The organism is Corynebacterium gottingense, assembly GCF_003693265.1.
GTDB classification, from domain to species: Bacteria; Actinomycetota; Actinomycetes; order Mycobacteriales; family Mycobacteriaceae; genus Corynebacterium; species Corynebacterium gottingense.
In genome coordinates this window covers 132950-149662 of sequence record NZ_RDRE01000001.1, presented here as the reverse complement: position 1 = coordinate 149662, position 16713 = coordinate 132950, and the positions used below count along the sequence as shown (strand labels likewise).

Here is a 16713-nt window from a genome sequence, read left to right as displayed (position 1 = left end):
CCCTCATCCCGCCACCCCAAAGATTGCAACTTAATACCAATTCGTGCCGGGTCTCCTCAACGCCCGGAGCCTCGGCGCGGAAAATGTGTACCCTTGTTTGCTGAGCCCGCTCATCCATCAGTTCATCGCTTGTACGCAGGTGGAACGGGCCGATTTTTCTACAGCTACAAAACGCAGTGAAGGAAGGACCAGTCATGGCCGATCACACTCTGAACGAGAACACCCCTGCCCCCACCGACTCCACCTCGACCGCCGTGGACGCCGAGCAGACCCGTCCGCGCAACGAGAACCTGGAGTCCGACTCCGGCTCCACCGTCATCGATGACAACGTCGTGGGCAAGATCGCCGGCATCGCTGCACGCGAGGTCTCCGGCGTGTACAACCTGGGCGGCGGCGCTGCCCGTATGTGGGGCGCGGTCCGCGAGTCCCTGACCTCCTCCACCAACGTCCAGCAGGGCGTCAACGTGGCTGTCGAGGACGGTCACACCTCCGTCGCCGTGGCGATCATCGCTGAGTACGGCGTGGCTATCCACGAGCTGGCGAACGCGATCCGCGAGAACGTCACCGTCGCGCTGACCCGCATGACCGGCCTGATCGTTGACCGCGTCGACGTCACCGTGCACGACGTGCACCTGCCGGAGCAGGAGGACGAGTCTGACAACGAGGACGCTGCATTCCAGTCCAACAACCAGGCGCTGGGTCAGTAGTTATGGCGCGGACCCCCATCACCCTTGAGGTCGGGGAAGCCGTCCGCGACAGTGCGCTCGGTGTTCCCGGTGTCGCCGCCCTGGACAATGGCCGCGTCGGCGAGGTAGCACTCCTGCTGCCAAAGGCCCGCATCGACGGCTTGCGCCAGGTCGCCCGCAACGACGACCGCGGCATCGAAGTGCACATCGTCTTCGACACGGCGTCGGGGCGCGACATTCAGTCAGTAGCCGAGGATGTCCGCTCCGCCGTACTCGGCGCGACGGACCTCCCGTTCGTTGACGTCGTCGTGGCCGACGCACGGTAGGCACCCGGATCTCGTCTCTTGCGGCTGAGCGCCGCCCCGCCACCCGCGGGGGCGCACGGCCACCAATCCCCGAAAAGTGGTATTGATATGAATCTTTCTTCCAATAAAACGCTGGCCGGCGTGATCATCGGCGTGGTCATCGCATTCTTCGTCATGTTCGGCGGATGGCTGGGCCTGCTTTGGCTGCTGCTGTTCACCATCGTCGGTGGCGTCATCGGCGCGCAGCTCGACGGCCGCCTCGACATCGCCGAGATCCTGAGCACGAGCTCCGGTAAAGGCCGCAGCTAATGGGTACGACGTTCTACCACATCAGCGAGCGCTCAGTTGAGCGCGTCGCCGAGGTGGCGGCTTCGTCGGTGCCCGGCACCCTCGCGGTGGATGCGAAGCTCGCCGGACTGGCCGGCCGCAGCTTCCCCAGAATTGATGTCCACCTCGACCGACAATCGGGTGTCGCGGCAATCGAAGCCGAGATCGCTACCGCCTACCCCGCGCCGATCGCCGCCATTACGGACGCCGTGCGCGCCACCGTGATCTCCCACGTGCGCACCCTCACCGGTCTGGACGTCTCGCGCGTCAACGTGTCCGTTTCCAGCGTGGAGGCGCAGGACCTGAACTCGCGCGTGACGTGGGACGACGTGGCAAGCCACTCCGCGTTTGCCATCCCGACGCCGATCAAGGTCAACCAGCTCAAGGTGACCTCTCCTGTGACGCGGGAGCGCCAGCCGCTGAAGGCCATCCACGCGCGTTCCCTCGTGGACGACATGTGGGAGTTCAACACGCCGCACCCGACGAAGGTCGCGTCGGTGCACGCGCCAGCCGAACCCACCGCGAGGTCCATCCGCGCGCCGAAACCGATGGACGTGCAGACGAAGGGCTTTGTGGCCGCGGGGCCGGGGCTCAGGGGCGTCGATAAGCCTGCTCCTGCGCAGCCGTGGTCCCCGCGCACCCCGGAGCCGCGCGTGCCAGCACCGTTCACCGTGAACTCCACGCAGCTCAAGCGCGTGCGGGTGCCGGAGCCCGCAGCGGTGCGCCGCACCGAGGTGCCGCCTCGCCGCAGGCTCACCGAGATCACCGCCGCCCCGCTGCGCCTACGGAAGGTGGAGACGCGGCCGGCGCGCCCGCTGCGCAAGGTCACGGTCAACGCCACGCCGCTGCGCGAGCCTCAGGTCCCGACGCCGCAGCGCGTCGTCCGCCCGCGAGCGCCGCGCCCGCAACCGCTGAAACAGATCTCTATTACACCGGTGGTGAATAAGTATGACCGCACCCGATAGCACCTCCGCGCCGGCTTACGACGCCACAGCACCGGTCGACCAGCCGCACACCCAGACCGTGCAGCCCACCGCACACCCGGCGGGCCCGCACCCGGGCGACGAGCCGCGGGCAAACCCCGCTGTCCGCTGGCTCACCCTGCTGATCGGTTTGATCCTGCTTGCGCTCGCCGCGGTGGTCGGCCGCGACCTGTGGTACTTCTTCCAAAACAGCAATTCCGACGATTCGTGGCTGCGCCCGGTCTTCGAGTTTGTCGGCCGCGCCACCATGGACGTCACCGCCGTGACGGTGGGCATCATCATCGCCATCATCGGTCTCGTGCTCATCGTCTACGCCTTCGTGCCCAGGGGACGCACGCACGTGCGTGTTGATTCGCCGGCGTCCATCTGGACCCGCCCGGTGGACATCGCGCGCAAGGCGACCCACACCACGCGCGCCGAGGTCGGCAACGCGCGCATCCAGTCCCGCGCGGACCGCAAGAAGCTGCGCGTGCAGGTCGAGGACGACGGCTCCGGTGCCGCGCTCCAGGAGCGCCTGACCTCGGTGCTGTCCGGCGAATTCCAGCGGCTCACCACCCCGCCCGCCATCAGCGTCAAGGTCACGCCGAAGCAGCAGAGCGCCTCGACCAGCACGGCGAGTGCGGAGACCCAGACCGGCAGCGCTGCCGACGCGTACGCCACGCCGGAATCAGCCGCAGAGATTTCCCAGCAGACCCAGGGGGTTCAGCGATGAGCAAGACACTGTCCTTCTTCGACCGACTCGTTGTGTTCCTCGTCGGCCTGCTCCTGCTGGTCGCGGGGCTCATCCCCGTGGCCTACTACTGGGAAATCCCCTACGTGAGCGAGTACCTCAACCGCTTCGACCGCGAATCGCTGGGCACAACGCCCGACGAGTCCTGGTACCGCACGGCGCTGATCATCGCGTTCGTCGCTCTGCTGATTCTTGGCGCATGGTTCGTCCTGGCCAACATCCGCAGCCGCGCGTTCAGCACCCGCGAGATCATGTCCGCGGACTCGCAGCACGGCGACAGCACAATCAACGTTGCCCGTGTCGCCGACGCCGCCTGCGCGTTCCTGGAAAAGTCCGAGATGGTTACCGAGGCCCGCAGCAAGGTCTCCGTTGTGGGCAACCGCCCCACGGCGCGCTTCACCGTCACTGCGTCCCCGAGCTATTCGCTTGACGACGTCACGCGGTTCCTCGAAGCCGCCGACGAGGACTTCCGTCTGGCCAACCACACCATGGAGATTGACACGGTGTGGCAGCTGCACCTGGATAGGATCGTCGCGTAGCGCCCCGTGCCGCTGGACCGGCTCCTACACCTCCAGCAGCACGATCTGCGTCACTCGCCCCAGCGACGCCGGCCCCGCGCCGCCTCCTGGGGCGATTTGCATGTCCTCCCCCACTGCACACCGCAGGATCCGCGACCACCGCAATTCCTCGCGAGCCGTCGCGCGGCGCCCCTCGGGCCGCCACACACGCAGACGCTGACCCAGCACGGCACGTGCGCCGTCCTCGAGCGCAACAAGCCACCGGGTACCGCCAATGTCCCCGCGCTCCAGCCCCGCAAGTTCCGGCGCGTCCTGCGCGTCCAGTACCGTCACGAGCCTCACCACGCCAAGACGGTGCTGGAACCCTTCCGTGTCCTCGACGACGAGCGGCCTGCCCGGCCCCACGGGCCGAAACGCCGCGTACTTCCACACGCTGGGCATCTGATCCGGGTTCGCGCTTGAGCGCACCACCACGGTGCTGCCGTCCATGCTCACTTCGTGTGCGGGTTCCTCGGTGGTGATCAGCACGGGTTGTTCCGGGAGCTCGCGCAGCAGCGCGGGGTGTTCGGCTTCGAGTTCGCGGAGCAGCCCCAGGAGTTCCTCGTCCGTGGTGCCGTAGGAGGCTCCCCGGTTTTGCAGCACGCCGATCAGCGCGGAGAGCGACAAGTCGGGTTGGCCCTCCCACGTGTCTCGGAGCGCGTCGAGGAGGGTGGGGATGCGGGTTGGGTCGTTGTGCACAGTTGCAGAGTCTAATCAGGCGCTGAATTCGGGCGCGCGAAAAGGGCCACCTCCCCTCGCGGGGTGGTGGCCCTTTGCTTATGCTCTGGTGCTTACCAGATCAGCGACTGAATTAGTCGAGGATCTTGGTAACGCGGCCAGCGCCGACGGTGCGGGAGCCCTCGCGGATAGCGAAGCGCAGGCCCTCATCCATAGCGACCGGCTGGATGAGCTCGACGGACATGTCGACGTTGTCGCCCGGCATGACCATCTCGGTGCCCTCCGGCAGCTTCACAACACCGGTGACGTCGGTGGTGCGGAAGTAGAACTGCGGACGGTAGTTGTCGAAGAACGGGGTGTGGCGGCCGCCCTCGTCCTTGGACAGGACGTAGACGGAACCCTCGAACTTGGAGTGCGGGGTGTAAGCGCCCGGTGCGATGACAACCTGGCCACGCTCAACGTCCTCGCGCTTCAGGCCACGGAGCAGCAGTGCTGCGTTGTCGCCAGCCTCAGCGGTGTCGAGGAGCTTGTTGAACATCTCGATGGAGGTGACGGTGGTCTTGGTGGCCTTGTCACGGATGCCGATGATCTCGACCTCGTCGTTGATGTTCAGGACGCCACGCTCAACACGGCCGGTCACAACGGTACCGCGGCCGGAGATGGTGAAGATGTCCTCAACCGGCATCAGGAACGGCTTGTCGGTCTCGCGCTCCGGATCCGGGATGGAGTTGTCGCAGGCTTCCATCAGGTCGATGACGGACTGGACCCACTTCTCGTCGCCCTCGAGAGCCTTCAGAGCGGAGATCTGCACGATCGGAGCTTCCTCGTCGAACTCCTGCTCGGCCAGCAGCTCGCGGACCTCCATCTCGACGAGCTCGATGATCTCTTCGTCGTCAACCATGTCGCACTTGTTCAGTGCAACGAGGATGTACGGGACGCCAACCTGGCGAGCGAGCAGCACGTGCTCACGGGTCTGCGGCATCGGGCCGTCGGTAGCAGCGACGACGAGGATAGCGCCATCCATCTGAGCAGCGCCGGTAATCATGTTCTTGATGTAGTCGGCGTGGCCCGGGGCGTCAACGTGTGCGTAGTGACGCTTCGGGGTGTTGTACTCCACGTGGGAGATGTTGATGGTGATGCCGCGCTCGCGCTCCTCCGGAGCCTTGTCAATCGCGTCGAACGCGAAGGCCTTGTTCTCCTCCGGGTAAGCGTCAGCGAGCACCTTGGTGATTGCGGCGGTGGTGGTGGTCTTGCCGTGGTCGACGTGACCGATGGTGCCGATGTTCACGTGCGGCTTGCTGCGCTCGAACTTTTCCTTTGCCACTGTATGTCCTCCTGGACTTCATGGTGGCTACGACCTTCGCAGCCACGTAGTTTACATTTGCCCTGCCCCGGCCCCGTTCAAACGATGCCGAGGGCAGTGACCATTTCACAATGTGCCAGTTACATGATCCTAGATATTTGGTGACCGTTTTTCAAACCGGTCGACCCGAAAAACCCGGATCTACCAAGTGAGTAACGGCCGGCTCAGACACCCACAGTCTGCGGACGACCCTCGACGGATCCTTCCGAGCTGTGCGGTGACTCAGCCCAGCCGTTACCCCTTTGGCGGGAGCGCCTCCCCCATCAGCCGGTACCTCCGCTGGCACGCGGAGCTACCGTCCGAGGAAGGTGCCGGGGCGATCGACTAGTTGCCGTTGCGCTCGTCGATGATCTCCTGTGCGACGGACTGCGGAACCTCAGCGTAGGAGTCGAACACCATGGTGAAGTTCGCACGGCCGGCGGTGGAGGAGCGCAGGTCGCCGATGTAGCCGAACATCTCGGACAGCGGCACCTTTGCCTTGACGACCTTCGCGCCGGAGCGGTCCTCCATTGCGTAGACCTGGCCACGACGGGAGCTGATGTCACCGTTGACGGTGCCCATGAACTCCTCCGGGGTCACGACCTCGACGGCCATGAGCGGCTCGAGCAGCACCGGCTTTGCCTTCGCAACTGCTTCCTTCAGCACCTGGGAGCCGGCCATCTTGAAGGCCATCTCGGAGGAGTCGACCTCGTGGTAGGCACCGTCTTCCAGGGTGGCCTTGATGTTCACCAGCGGGAAGCCAGCCAGGTAGCCGTACTGCATCGCGTCCTGGATACCAGCGTCGACGGACGGGATGTACTCCTTCGGAACGCGGCCACCGGTGACGGCGTTCTCGAACTTGTAGGTCGCGGACTCGCCCTCCTCCAGGGTCTCCGGATCCGGATCGTACGGCTCGATGGTGACGATGACCTTTGCAAACTGGCCGGAACCACCGGTCTGCTTCTTGTGGGTGTAGTCCAGGGACTCGACCTTCTTGCGGATGGTCTCGCGGTAGGCAACCTGCGGGTTACCAATGTTTGCCTCGACCTTGAACTCGCGCTTCATGCGGTCAACCAGGACGTCGAGGTGCAGCTCGCCCATGCCGCCGATGACGGTCTGGCCGGTCTCCTCGTCGAGCTTGACGGTGAAGGTCGGGTCCTCTTCCGCCAGCTTCTGGATAGCGGTACCCAGCTTCTCCTGGTCGGCCTTGGTCTTCGGCTCAATTGCCACCTGGATAACCGGATCCGGGAAGTCCATGGACTCCAGGATGATCGGGTGGTCCGGGTTGCAGAGGGTGTCACCCGTGGTGGTCTGCTTCAGGCCGATGAACGCGTAGATGTTACCGGCGTCGGCGTGCTCGACCGGGTTCTCCTTGTTCGCGTGCATCTGGAAGAGCTTGCCCACGCGCTCCTTGTTCTGCTTGGTGGAGTTGAGCATGTTCTCGCCCGGGATAGCCTGGCCGGAGTACACGCGCACGTAGGTGAGCTTGCCAAAGAACGGGTGGACGGCGACCTTGAAGGCCAGTGCGGAGAACGGCTCCTCCACGGACGGCTTACGGGTCATCGGGGTCTCGCCGTCGAGGGCGGTGCCGTGCACCTCGCCCACGTCGAGCGGGCTCGGCAGGTAATCGACGACAGCGTCGAGCAGCGGCTGGACACCCTTGTTGCGGTAAGCGGTGCCGCACAGGACCGGGTAGATCTCGGAGTTGACCGTCATCTTGCGGATGGCAGCCTTGATCTCGTCCTTGGTCAGCTCCTCGCCGCCGAAGTACTTCTCCATGAGCTCCTCGTCGGACTCAGCGACTGCCTCGAGCAGCTTCTCGCGGTACTCCTCAGCCTTGTCCTTGAGGTCGGCCGGGATCTCCTCGATGGTCGGCTCTGCACCGGTCTCGACCTTGCCGCGCCAGGTGATGGCCTTCATGTCAATCAGGTCGACGACGCCGTCGAAATCGTCCTCAGCGCCGATCGGCAGCTGCATGACCAACGGCTTCGCGCCGAGGCGGTCGATGATGGTCTGCACGGTGAAGTAGAAGTCAGCGCCCAGCTTGTCCATCTTGTTGACGAAGCAGATACGCGGCACGTCGTACTTAGCAGCCTGGCGCCAGACCTGCTCGGACTGCGGCTCAACGCCCTCCTTGCCGTCGAACACGGCAACAGCGCCGTCGAGCACGCGCAGGGAGCGCTCCACCTCAACGGTGAAGTCCACGTGGCCCGGGGTGTCGATGATGTTGATCTGGTTGGAGTCCCAGAAACAGGTCACGGCAGCGGACGTAATGGTGATGCCGCGCTCCTTCTCCTGCTCCATCCAGTCGGTGGTGGAAGCACCGTCGTGGGTCTCGCCGACCTTACGGTTGATGCCGGTGTAGAAGAGGATGCGCTCGGTCGTGGTGGTCTTACCAGCATCGATGTGAGCCATGATGCCGATGTTGCGAACCTTGTGCAGGTCCTTAAGCACTTCTTGTGCCACGTTATTACCCCAACTTAAAAGTCGTCGACGCTCTGCAGACTCGGGGGAATCTCCAGCGGGCGCCTATGGCGAATAATTTCCTTTGTCAATTCTGCCACCTTTTTCATCAAATGGCAGGGTGAGTCGCGTCGGTCATTCCAAAAAACACCCGGACGCAACTGCACAACAACGATGCACGAAGCAGATATTCAATTTGCTTCTACGCAGTTGCGGCAGCTGACATCCGGGTGTCATAGAAAACCGTGCGCGCCGGTGATTACCAGCGATAGTGGGCGAAGGCGCGGTTGGCCTCGGCCATCTTGTGCATGTCCTCGCGACGCTTCACGGAAGCACCGAGACCGTTGGATGCATCCAGGATCTCGTTAGCAAGGCGCTCGACCATCGTGTTCTCACGACGCTGGCGGGTGAAGGTCACCATCCAGCGAAGTGCGAGGGTGTTGGAACGGCCGGGCTTGACCTCAACCGGGACCTGGTAGGTCGCGCCACCAACACGGCGGGAACGAACCTCGAGGTCCGGGCGGATGTTGCCCAGGGCCTTCTCCAGGGTGCCAACCGGGTCGGTGCCGGTCTTCTCGCGGCACGCCTCGAGTGCGCCGTAGACGATGCGCTCGGCGGTGGACTTCTTGCCGTCCTGCAGCACCTTGTTCACCAGCTGGGTAACAAGTTCGGACTGGTAAACCGGGTCCTTGACTACGGGACGCTTCGGAGCTTGCTGTTTACGCATTTCTGATTACTGTCCCTTCTTTGCGCCGTAACGGGAACGAGCCTGCTTACGGTCCTTGACGCCCTGGGTATCCAGTGCGCCGCGGATGATCTTGTAGCGGACACCCGGGAGGTCCTTCACACGACCACCACGCACGAGCACCATGGAGTGCTCCTGCAGGTTGTGGCCCTCACCCGGGATGTATGCGGAAACCTCGATGCCGGAGGTCAGGCGCACACGGGCGACCTTACGCAGTGCCGAGTTCGGCTTCTTCGGAGTGGTGGTGTACACGCGGGTGCACACGCCGCGACGCTGGGGCGAGCCCTTCAGCGCAGCGGTAGCCACCTTCTTGCTCTTATCGTGGCGGCCCTTGCGGACCAGCTGCTGAATAGTAGGCATTCACGCTCTTTCTGTTAAGCGGTGCGCGCTAAGGTGGCCGTACATGCAAAAATGGGGGCTCTTTTCGGGGCCCTGCCGTGTGCATGAACTACCTGACCGCGAGTGCGCAGCCGCACGGAGTTCGTATCTTTCCGCCACGCGAATTATCGCGAGCGAAACCTCATTCAAGCTACATCACCCCGCGTCACAAGAGCAAATCGCTTATCGACGAGCCACCCGACGCCTCCTCATTTACACTGCAAGCATGTCGACCACGACCTCACCGCCGGGTGAGTTCTCCCAGTCTGCGCGCGAGATCGCAGCCGAGTCCGTCATCATTCCCGTACGCGCCGCCGGTCTCCTCCTCCGGCACCTCCCGCAGCTCATCACATGTGTCTGCCTGGGGCTGGCGGGACGCCAGGCCGTGATCTGGCTCGCGGTGTGGATTTCCAACTTCAGCAAGGTCGGGGCCAGCCTGGTGATGCCGCTTGCTCCGCTCTCCGTCATGGTCGCACTGATCTACGCCCTGTGGTACCTCCGCCCGTCGCTCCCCTTCCTCTCCCGGGCGATTCCGGGGCGGGAGGAGACGTCGTCACGCACGCGCCTGTTTTCGGCGGGCGGGATGCTGATTTCGTTTCTCACTGTGTACGCCACGCACGGCATGCTTAAGGAGGACCTCGCCGCGTTCCGCCGCGCCGCCACGAACGACGAATTCATGAACCAGGGCTTTGCCGCGGACTTTAGCCGGGTGTTCGTCGACGGCACCGCATCCCTGCTCGCCCTCATGGCGGTGACGATCGTGCTGCGCAAGATTATTGGTTACTTCGCGCTGGCAGAACGTGGTCTCGGCCTCACCTATCTTGCCGCCTACCTCGACGTGCTGTGGATGTCCACCGTATCGATATTTGTGACCAACAAGCTCGCAGACGTACAGGATTGGGCGCTGAGCAGGCGGGGAATTGCGCCCGCGTACGACCGCTACGTGGACCTGAGGGACGGCATTGCCGAGCACACAGGCATCCTCGCCAGCGCCTGGGATTGGCTGGCGGAGGCGTTACCGGTGATCAACCAGCTGGTGACCATTCCGGTCGCGTGGCTCACCCTCGGCGCAGTGGTCTTCGGCACGTCGCTGGTTGCCAGCCGGGAGAAGGAAGCGGCGCCGGACGCCGAAGCTGCGGACAGCTCGCAGCGCTTCAGGAGGCGGGCGCGCCACGTGGTTGAAAAGGAGGCCAAGTACGTTGCCAACCAGGCGATGCAGCCTATCGCCGGGCCGCTGAAGACCACGTGGAGCGGCCTTCGCACGCTGGCCAAGGCAGGCATCGTGCCAATGGTGATGTTTTGCATCGTGTTCATGCTCGCCGCCGGAGTCGAGTTGGGCGTGGTCGAGGTGGGTCGCGCCATCGTGGGACCACAGGACGCGCTTGTCAGCGAAGTCATCGCTGCGTACATCCTCATCGTCGCGCGCGCCGCGTACCTGCTGCTCGTGGTGTGCCTGATCGCCTCGGGGCTCGACTTCTTCCTGCGCCGCTCCTACTCGCCCGCCGCAGATCCCGATGCGTCTCTCGCCTTGGACTCCGGGTCATCCACGTAGTTTTTCGGCTCCGGCAGGTCGAGGGTGACGTAGTCGGGCTCGTTCCACCCGAGGTGGAGCTGCTCCGGCTGCACGCCCTCCGGCATCGCGATGGGGATGAGTTTGCGCCACTCCTCCGGGCGCGGGTCACCCTGGACAACGCGGACCGTAGCGGTGCGGAGGTCCACCGACTCCGTCGCCGGCCCGCCCTCGCCCGGCGGGGTGCAGCTGTGCAGGGCGCTCATGCCACTCACCACTTCGCCGAAGATTTGATCCGTGCGCTGGTAGTCACGCCCGTCCGAGCCTGTCGCCCACATGCGGCAGTGGGACAGCACCGAGTCTTCCGGTGCGCGCCACTGGGTGAGTAGCGCCCAGATGGCAAACCCGTCGGGCGCATCGAGCCCGATCTCTTCCTCGTGTTCGACCCGTTGGAACCCGATCACCTCCACCTCAGCGGTGCGGCGCGGCGGCGCGCTCCCCTCCCCCTCCACGAGGCCATCGATGGGCAGGTCAAACGAGCCCGGGGTGCCGGCCGCGATGCGTTGCTCCTGGGTCCAGGACCACGGCCGATAGATCCCGAAGTACGGCTGCGACGATGCCGCCAGCATGCACCCGATCGCCACCGGGGCGGCAGCCCACCAGGCAAGTTTCATAGCGTGAGCCCCTCCCTGCTGATGTTTCCGGCTTCGACTGGTTCGCCGAGCTCCAGCACCACCCGCGGCGCCATCTGCGTGGCGGACGGGTGCAAGAACAGCCTCGCCCCCGCAATCTGCTCTGCCGGCATTTCGAAGACGAGGGTGCACTGCGTAGGAAGTTGCGGGTACAGGGTGCCACACGACGACGCGAGGTGGTTCGCGGGTCCGTAGAGCGTGCCGTCGGTAGCCTTGATCTGCCCTTCGAGTACCTGGCCAGTATCGGGTGTGTGGGTAAAATCCACGACCAGCCAGCGGGCGTGCGTTGGTACGCCGTTGATCGCATCGGCGGTAATGGTGTGGACTCCATCAACCCGCCCGATCTTCGGTGCCTCGGCGCCGTAGTCAAACGGCGCGAAGGCCCGGTCCTGCGCGTCGGGAAGCTGCTCGCGGATGAGGCCGCCCAGGCTGAGCAGGGCCAGCGCGGCCGCGGTCGCCACTATTCGGCGCGGCATCGTCGTCACCGCAGGCTCACCTCCGCAGCACGGTCCTTAGTCAGCCAGGCCTTCGCCCCGTCCAGGAAGGAGGTACGGTACTCCAGCGACGTGATCACCAGCGTGTCCGCCTCCGCGGCATTCGTGCCGCTCGGGCCTTGGAAGATGAGCGCGACATCCAGCGGCACGCCAGGGTTGGGCGAGATCGCCTCGGATGGCGCAACCTCGGTGAGCGCCTCCGCGCTGTGCTTGCGTACGACCGCGGCTCTCATGTCCGGTTGCTCCTTTGGGCCAAGGCGCGAATCCTCCAGCGCGAACGCCATGAGGAACTGCGGCGCAGGGACAGGCCGTGAGGCAGTGTTGGTGAGTCGCATTTCCACCACGCGTGCGTCGCCAAGCGTATAGGTGCGCCGCACCGAGATCTCGAACGGTGCGGCCGTGAACTCGGCAGGCTGCGCGAGCGCACCGGTGCCCCTCGGCGCCGCGGCCACGGTGAGGCCCTCGGGCGGGGCCGCTTCCAGTCCGCCGCTGACACCGGTGATGCCCACAACCGCGAGCAACGCCGCGAGGGTCGCGTTGGTCCGGGTGCCAAGGTCGGCCGCGACCGATTTGGCCAATCCAGCAAATGGCCGGGGGCCTTTCGCCGCTGGTGTCGACGATACTTCGCTCACACCTGGAATCTAAGCAGAGTTTTCGCAGGCGCGCTCGGCACGCGTGCTTATCGACGCCAACGGCCCGGCCCCTGCCGCGCAGTCGCGGAGGAGCCGGGCCGGTTGGTGAGCAGACCTAGCTAACAGCCAGAAGGCTAGATCTGGTCGATGCCGTACTCGTCGAGCGGGACGGAGGCGCCGGTGTACTCGCCGTAGCCCTCGTCGCCGTAGATGCCCTCGCCGAAGCTCGGGATGGAGTACGCCGCGGAGCGCGCGGCCTCGGTCGGCTTGACCTGGATGTTGCGGTAGCGGGAAATGCCCGTACCAGCCGGGATCAGCTTACCGATGATCACGTTCTCCTTCAGACCGATGAGCTGGTCGGAGCGCTTGTTGATCGCGGCGTCCGTGAGCACGCGGGTCGTCTCCTGGAAGGAGGCGGCCGACAGCCAGGACTCGGTAGCTAGTGAGGCCTTGGTGATACCCATGATCTCGGAGCGCATCTCCGCCGGCTGGCCCTCGTCCGCCACGGTGGCGGCGTTGACCTGGCGTGCCTCGGAGAGGTCGATCAGCGTGCCCGGCAGGAACTCGGTCGAGCCGGAGTCGATGACCGTGCCGCGGCGCAGCATCTGGCGGATGATGATCTCGATGTGCTTGTCGTGGATGGACACACCCTGGGTGCGGTACACGGCCTGCACCTCGTCGATGAGGTGCTTCTCCACGCCGCGACGGCCGAGGACCTCGAGCACGTCGTGCGGGTCTGCGGCACCGCGGAGCAGGCGCTCGCCCACCTCGACGTGGTCGCCCTCGCGCAGGGAGCGCTCGATCATGGCGTCCGGGTTGGACTCCATCGGGCGGCGCACCTGGGCCAGGCCCTGGCGCTTGGACAGCTTCTCGTACACCACGTCGTCGGAGTCATCGTCCGGGTGGATGGTGAGGGTCCAGAAGTTGCCCTCGTCCTCCAGGGAGACCGTACCGGCGACCGACGCGATCGGCGCGCAGTTCTTGGGCACGCGGGCCTCGAACAGCTCCTGGACACGCGGCAGACCACCGGTAATGTCGCCGCCGACACCACCCTGGTGGAAGGTACGCATGGTCAGCTGGGTACCCGGCTCACCAATGGACTGTGCAGCGACGATGCCGACGGCCTCGCCGATGTCTACCAGCTGGCCGGACGCCATGGACTTGCCGTAGCACTTGGCGCAGACGCCAGTCGGGGTCTGGCAGGTCAGCACGGAGCGGACCTTGACCTCGGCGACGCCCTTCTGCACGAGCACGTCGATACGCTCCTCGGACAGCTCGGTGCCGGCCTCGAAGACGACGTTGCCCTCGGAGTCCTTCGCGTCGGAGGCCAGGACTCGGCCGGACACGGAGGTCTCCACCAGGTCATGGCGGACGAAGGAGTCACCAGCGGCCTCTGCCACCGGGACCTTGACGCCCTGGTGGGTGCCACAGTCCAGCTCGCGGACGATGACGTCCTGCGCCACGTCCACCAGGCGACGGGTGAGGTAGCCGGAGTCCGCGGTACGCAGTGCGGTATCGGCCAGGCCCTTACGGGAACCGTGGGAGTTGTTGAAGTACTCCATCACGGACAGGCCCTCGCGGAAGGAGGTCTTGATCGGGCGGGTGATGTACTCACCGCGCGAGTTCACGACCATGCCCTTCATGCCGGCCAGGGTCCAGATCTGGCGCATGTTACCGGCAGCACCGGACTTCACGATCATCGGAATCGGGTTGTCGTCCGGGTAGAGGTCCTCCACGGCCTGGCCGACCTTGTTGGTGGCGTCCTGCCACAGCTCAACCAGTCGGTCGTAGCGGTTCTCCTCGGTAAGCGCACCCTTCTCCCAGAACTTGCGCTCGATCTCCTCGGCTTCCTTCTCGTAACGCTCGAGGAACTGCGTCTTGTTCGGGAGCACCAGCACGTCAGACATGGTGATGGTCACGCCGGAACGGGTTGCCCAGTAGAAGCCGGCGTCCTTCATCTTGTCCAGCGTCTGCGCGACGGTGATCATGGGGTACTTCTCCACCATGTCCTGGATGATGTCACCCAGCAGCACCTTGCCGGCGCCGCCGCCCTTGCGCACCATGGCGCCTTCCTGGAAGGGGAAGTTGAACGGCAGAAGCTCGTTGAACATGATGCGGCCGAGCGTCGTCTCGGTCATCCATGCCTGGCCCTTGGTCCAGCCGTCCGGGAACTGCTCCTCCTCGACCTCAACGGTCGGGCGCAGGTGGTCGATGCGGACCTTGATCGGGGCCTGCAGGCCGAGCACGCCGCGGTCGTACGCCATGATCGCCTCGCGGTAGGAGGAGTAGACGCCTTGTGCCGGGCCGTTCTCGTCGGCAGGCGCGTAGGCGCCCTCGCCGCCGATCTCATCGGTGGACTTCAGCATGGTGAGGAAGTACAGGCCGGTCACCATGTCCAGGCGCGGCATTGCCAGCGGCTTGCCGGACGCCGGGGACAGGATGTTGTTGGAGGACAGCATCAGCACGCGGGCCTCCGCCTGCGCCTCTGCGGACAGCGGCAGGTGGACTGCCATCTGGTCGCCGTCGAAGTCAGCGTTGAACGCCTCGCACGCCAGCGGGTGCAGCTGGATGGCCTTGCCCTCGACCAGCTTCGGCTCGAAGGCCTGGATGCCCAGGCGGTGCAGGGTCGGTGCGCGGTTGAGCAGCACCGGGTGCTCGGAAATGGCCTCTTCGAGCACGTCCCACACCTCGGGGCGCTGGCGCTCCACCATGCGCTTCGCGCTCTTGATGTTCTGCGCGTACTGGTTGTCCACCAGGCGCTTCATCACGAACGGCTTGAACAGCTCGAGCGCCATCAGCTTGGGCAGACCGCACTCGTGCAGCTTGAGCTGCGGGCCGACGATAATCACGGAACGACCGGAGTAGTCGACGCGCTTACCCAGCAGGTTCTGGCGGAAGCGGCCCTGCTTGCCCTTGAGCAGGTCGGACAGGGACTTCAGCGGGCGGGAGCCCGGTCCGGTGACCGGACGGCCGCGGCGGCCGTTGTCAAACAGCGCGTCCACGGACTCCTGCAGCATGCGCTTCTCGTTGTTCACGATGATCTCGGGCGCGCCGAGGTCAATCATGCGCTTGAGGCGGTTGTTGCGGTTGATCACGCGACGGTACAGGTCGTTCAGGTCGGAGGTGGCGAAGCGTCCGCCGTCCAGCTGCACCATCGGGCGCAGCTCCGGCGGGATCACCGGGATCGCGTCCAGGATCATGCCGGCCGGGTCGTTGCCGGAGCGCTGGAACGCAGCGACAACCTTCAGGCGCTTGAGCGCGCGGACTTTCTTCTGGCCCTTGCCCTCAGCGATGATGGTGCGCAGCTCCTCGGCCTCGGACTCGAGGTCGAAGTTGCGGATCAGCGTCTGGATGGCCTCAGCGCCCATGCCGCCGGTGAAGTAGTCCTCGTAGCGGTCGACGAGCTCCTCGTAGAGCACCTCGTCGATAATCATCTGTTTCGGGGCGAGCTTCTGGAAGGTCTGCCAGATGTCGTCGAGGCGCTCGACCTCGCGCTCGCCGGCCTCGCGGATGTGCGTCATTTCCTTGTCGGCTGCCTGCTGCACCTTCTTGCGGGCAGCGGCGGTCGCGCCGGAAGCCTCGAGCTCGGCGAGGTCTTCCTCCAGCTTGTGTGCGCGCTCGGCGATCTCGGAGTTTGCGTCCTCCTCGACTTCCTTCTTCTCCAGCAGCATCTCCGCCTCGAGGGTGGACATGTCGTTGTGACGTGCCTCCTCGTCGACGCTGGTGATGATGTTGGCGGCGAAGTAGATGATGCGCTCCAGGTCCTTCGGAGCGAGGTCAAGCAGGTAACCCAGGCGAGACGGGACGCCCTTGAAGTACCAAATGTGGGTCACGGGAGCGGCGAGCTCGATGTGGCCCATGCGCTCACGGCGCACCTTGGACTTGGTCACCTCGACGCCGCAGCGCTCGCAGATGATGCCCTTGTAACGGACGCGCTTGTACTTACCGCAGGCGCACTCCCAGTCGCGGGTGGGGCCGAAGATGCGCTCGCAGAACAGGCCGTCCTTCTCGGGCTTGAGGGTGCGGTAGTTGATGGTCTCCGGCTTCTTCACTTCGCCGTGGGACCACTTACGAATGTCTTCTGCAGTGGCCAGGCCGATGCGAAGCTCGTTGAAGAGGTTTACGTCAAACACGTAAATTCCCTTTCACCTCCCCCAGCTGGGGAGGATTGCGTGTGGATAGTTTCTTCTC

General features: G+C 64.9%; 16 protein-coding genes. 7 read left to right on the top strand and 9 right to left on the bottom strand.

Translation table 11 applies throughout. The features are described 5' to 3' along the window. Positions 1 to 194: 194 nt before the first annotated feature. From EAW56_RS00710 to EAW56_RS00685, 6 genes are all read left to right on the top strand, one after another. Positions 195 to 707, top strand: coding sequence for an Asp23/Gls24 family envelope stress response protein (locus EAW56_RS00710; RefSeq protein ID WP_095535286.1), 513 nt, complete (start codon positions 195 to 197; stop codon positions 705 to 707). A gap of 2 nt (positions 708 to 709) precedes the next feature. Then, positions 710 to 1012, top strand: coding sequence for a hypothetical protein (locus tag EAW56_RS00705; RefSeq protein ID WP_095537556.1), 303 nt, complete (start codon positions 710 to 712; stop codon positions 1010 to 1012). An 87-nt stretch (positions 1013 to 1099) separates the two neighbouring features. Then, positions 1100 to 1300, top strand: a complete 201-nt coding sequence (locus EAW56_RS00700; RefSeq protein ID WP_095277968.1) for a hypothetical protein — start codon at positions 1100 to 1102, stop codon at positions 1298 to 1300. Continuing rightward, the gene (locus tag EAW56_RS00695) at positions 1300 to 2283 is read left to right on the top strand and encodes an Asp23/Gls24 family envelope stress response protein (RefSeq protein ID WP_122084682.1); all 984 of its coding nucleotides are present in this window, start codon (positions 1300 to 1302) and stop codon (positions 2281 to 2283) included. Before EAW56_RS00700 ends, EAW56_RS00695 begins: the two co-directional genes overlap by 1 nt. After that, complete coding sequence (locus EAW56_RS00690; RefSeq protein ID WP_198949269.1) at positions 2267 to 3013, top strand: Asp23/Gls24 family envelope stress response protein; 747 nt, start codon at positions 2267 to 2269, stop codon at positions 3011 to 3013. The genes EAW56_RS00695 and EAW56_RS00690 overlap by 17 nt, the downstream gene beginning before the upstream one ends. After that, positions 3010 to 3570, top strand: a complete 561-nt coding sequence (locus tag EAW56_RS00685; protein ID WP_095535283.1) for an Asp23/Gls24 family envelope stress response protein — start codon at positions 3010 to 3012, stop codon at positions 3568 to 3570. Before EAW56_RS00690 ends, EAW56_RS00685 begins: the two co-directional genes overlap by 4 nt. A 24-nt stretch (positions 3571 to 3594) precedes the next feature. On the opposite strand, the gene EAW56_RS00680 is transcribed toward EAW56_RS00685, so the two are convergent. The 5 genes from EAW56_RS00680 to rpsL all read right to left on the bottom strand — a co-directional run bounded on the left by EAW56_RS00680 (position 3595) and on the right by rpsL (position 9176). Next, a complete protein-coding gene (locus EAW56_RS00680) occupies positions 3595 to 4287 on the bottom strand; it encodes a hypothetical protein (protein WP_095546810.1) in 693 nt (230 codons plus the stop codon). Between the two features lie 112 nt (positions 4288 to 4399). Further along, positions 4400 to 5590: an elongation factor Tu gene (tuf, locus tag EAW56_RS00675; protein WP_095277977.1), complete on the bottom strand. Its 1191-nt coding sequence runs from the start codon at positions 5588 to 5590 to the stop codon at positions 4400 to 4402. 363 nt (positions 5591 to 5953) lie between these two features. Beyond that, on the bottom strand, positions 5954 to 8074 hold the full coding sequence (fusA, locus tag EAW56_RS00670; protein ID WP_095535281.1) for an elongation factor G: 2121 nt from the start codon (positions 8072 to 8074) through the stop codon (positions 5954 to 5956). Between the two features lie 256 nt (positions 8075 to 8330). Beyond that, positions 8331 to 8798 (bottom strand): 30S ribosomal protein S7, encoded by a 468-nt coding sequence (gene rpsG, locus EAW56_RS00665; protein WP_095277982.1) that lies wholly within the window; start codon positions 8796 to 8798, stop codon positions 8331 to 8333. 6 nt (positions 8799 to 8804) lie between these two features. Next, positions 8805 to 9176, bottom strand: a complete 372-nt coding sequence (gene rpsL, locus EAW56_RS00660) for a 30S ribosomal protein S12 (protein ID WP_076598032.1) — start codon at positions 9174 to 9176, stop codon at positions 8805 to 8807. Between the two features lie 244 nt (positions 9177 to 9420). Here rpsL and EAW56_RS00655 point away from each other — a divergent pair, with 244 nt between their 5' ends. Continuing rightward, positions 9421 to 10746, top strand: coding sequence for a hypothetical protein (locus EAW56_RS00655; protein WP_095546812.1), 1326 nt, complete (start codon positions 9421 to 9423; stop codon positions 10744 to 10746). Here the strand turns inward: EAW56_RS00655 and EAW56_RS00650 are convergent. The 4 genes from EAW56_RS00650 to EAW56_RS00635 form a co-directional block, all read right to left on the bottom strand. Beyond that, positions 10686 to 11378 (bottom strand): hypothetical protein, encoded by a 693-nt coding sequence (locus EAW56_RS00650; RefSeq protein ID WP_095546813.1) that lies wholly within the window; start codon positions 11376 to 11378, stop codon positions 10686 to 10688. The genes EAW56_RS00655 and EAW56_RS00650 overlap by 61 nt on opposite strands. Continuing rightward, on the bottom strand, positions 11375 to 11881 hold the full coding sequence (locus tag EAW56_RS00645) for a hypothetical protein (protein WP_095546814.1): 507 nt from the start codon (positions 11879 to 11881) through the stop codon (positions 11375 to 11377). Before EAW56_RS00645 ends, EAW56_RS00650 begins: the two co-directional genes overlap by 4 nt. Continuing rightward, positions 11878 to 12522 carry a hypothetical protein gene (locus EAW56_RS00640; protein ID WP_143340357.1) on the bottom strand — a complete coding sequence of 215 codons (645 nt, stop codon included), beginning with the start codon at positions 12520 to 12522 and terminating at the stop codon, positions 11878 to 11880. Before EAW56_RS00640 ends, EAW56_RS00645 begins: the two co-directional genes overlap by 4 nt. Before the next feature lie 134 nt (positions 12523 to 12656). Next, on the bottom strand, positions 12657 to 16655 hold the full coding sequence (locus EAW56_RS00635; protein ID WP_095546816.1) for a DNA-directed RNA polymerase subunit beta': 3999 nt from the start codon (positions 16653 to 16655) through the stop codon (positions 12657 to 12659). Between the last annotated feature and the right edge of the window lie 58 nt (positions 16656 to 16713).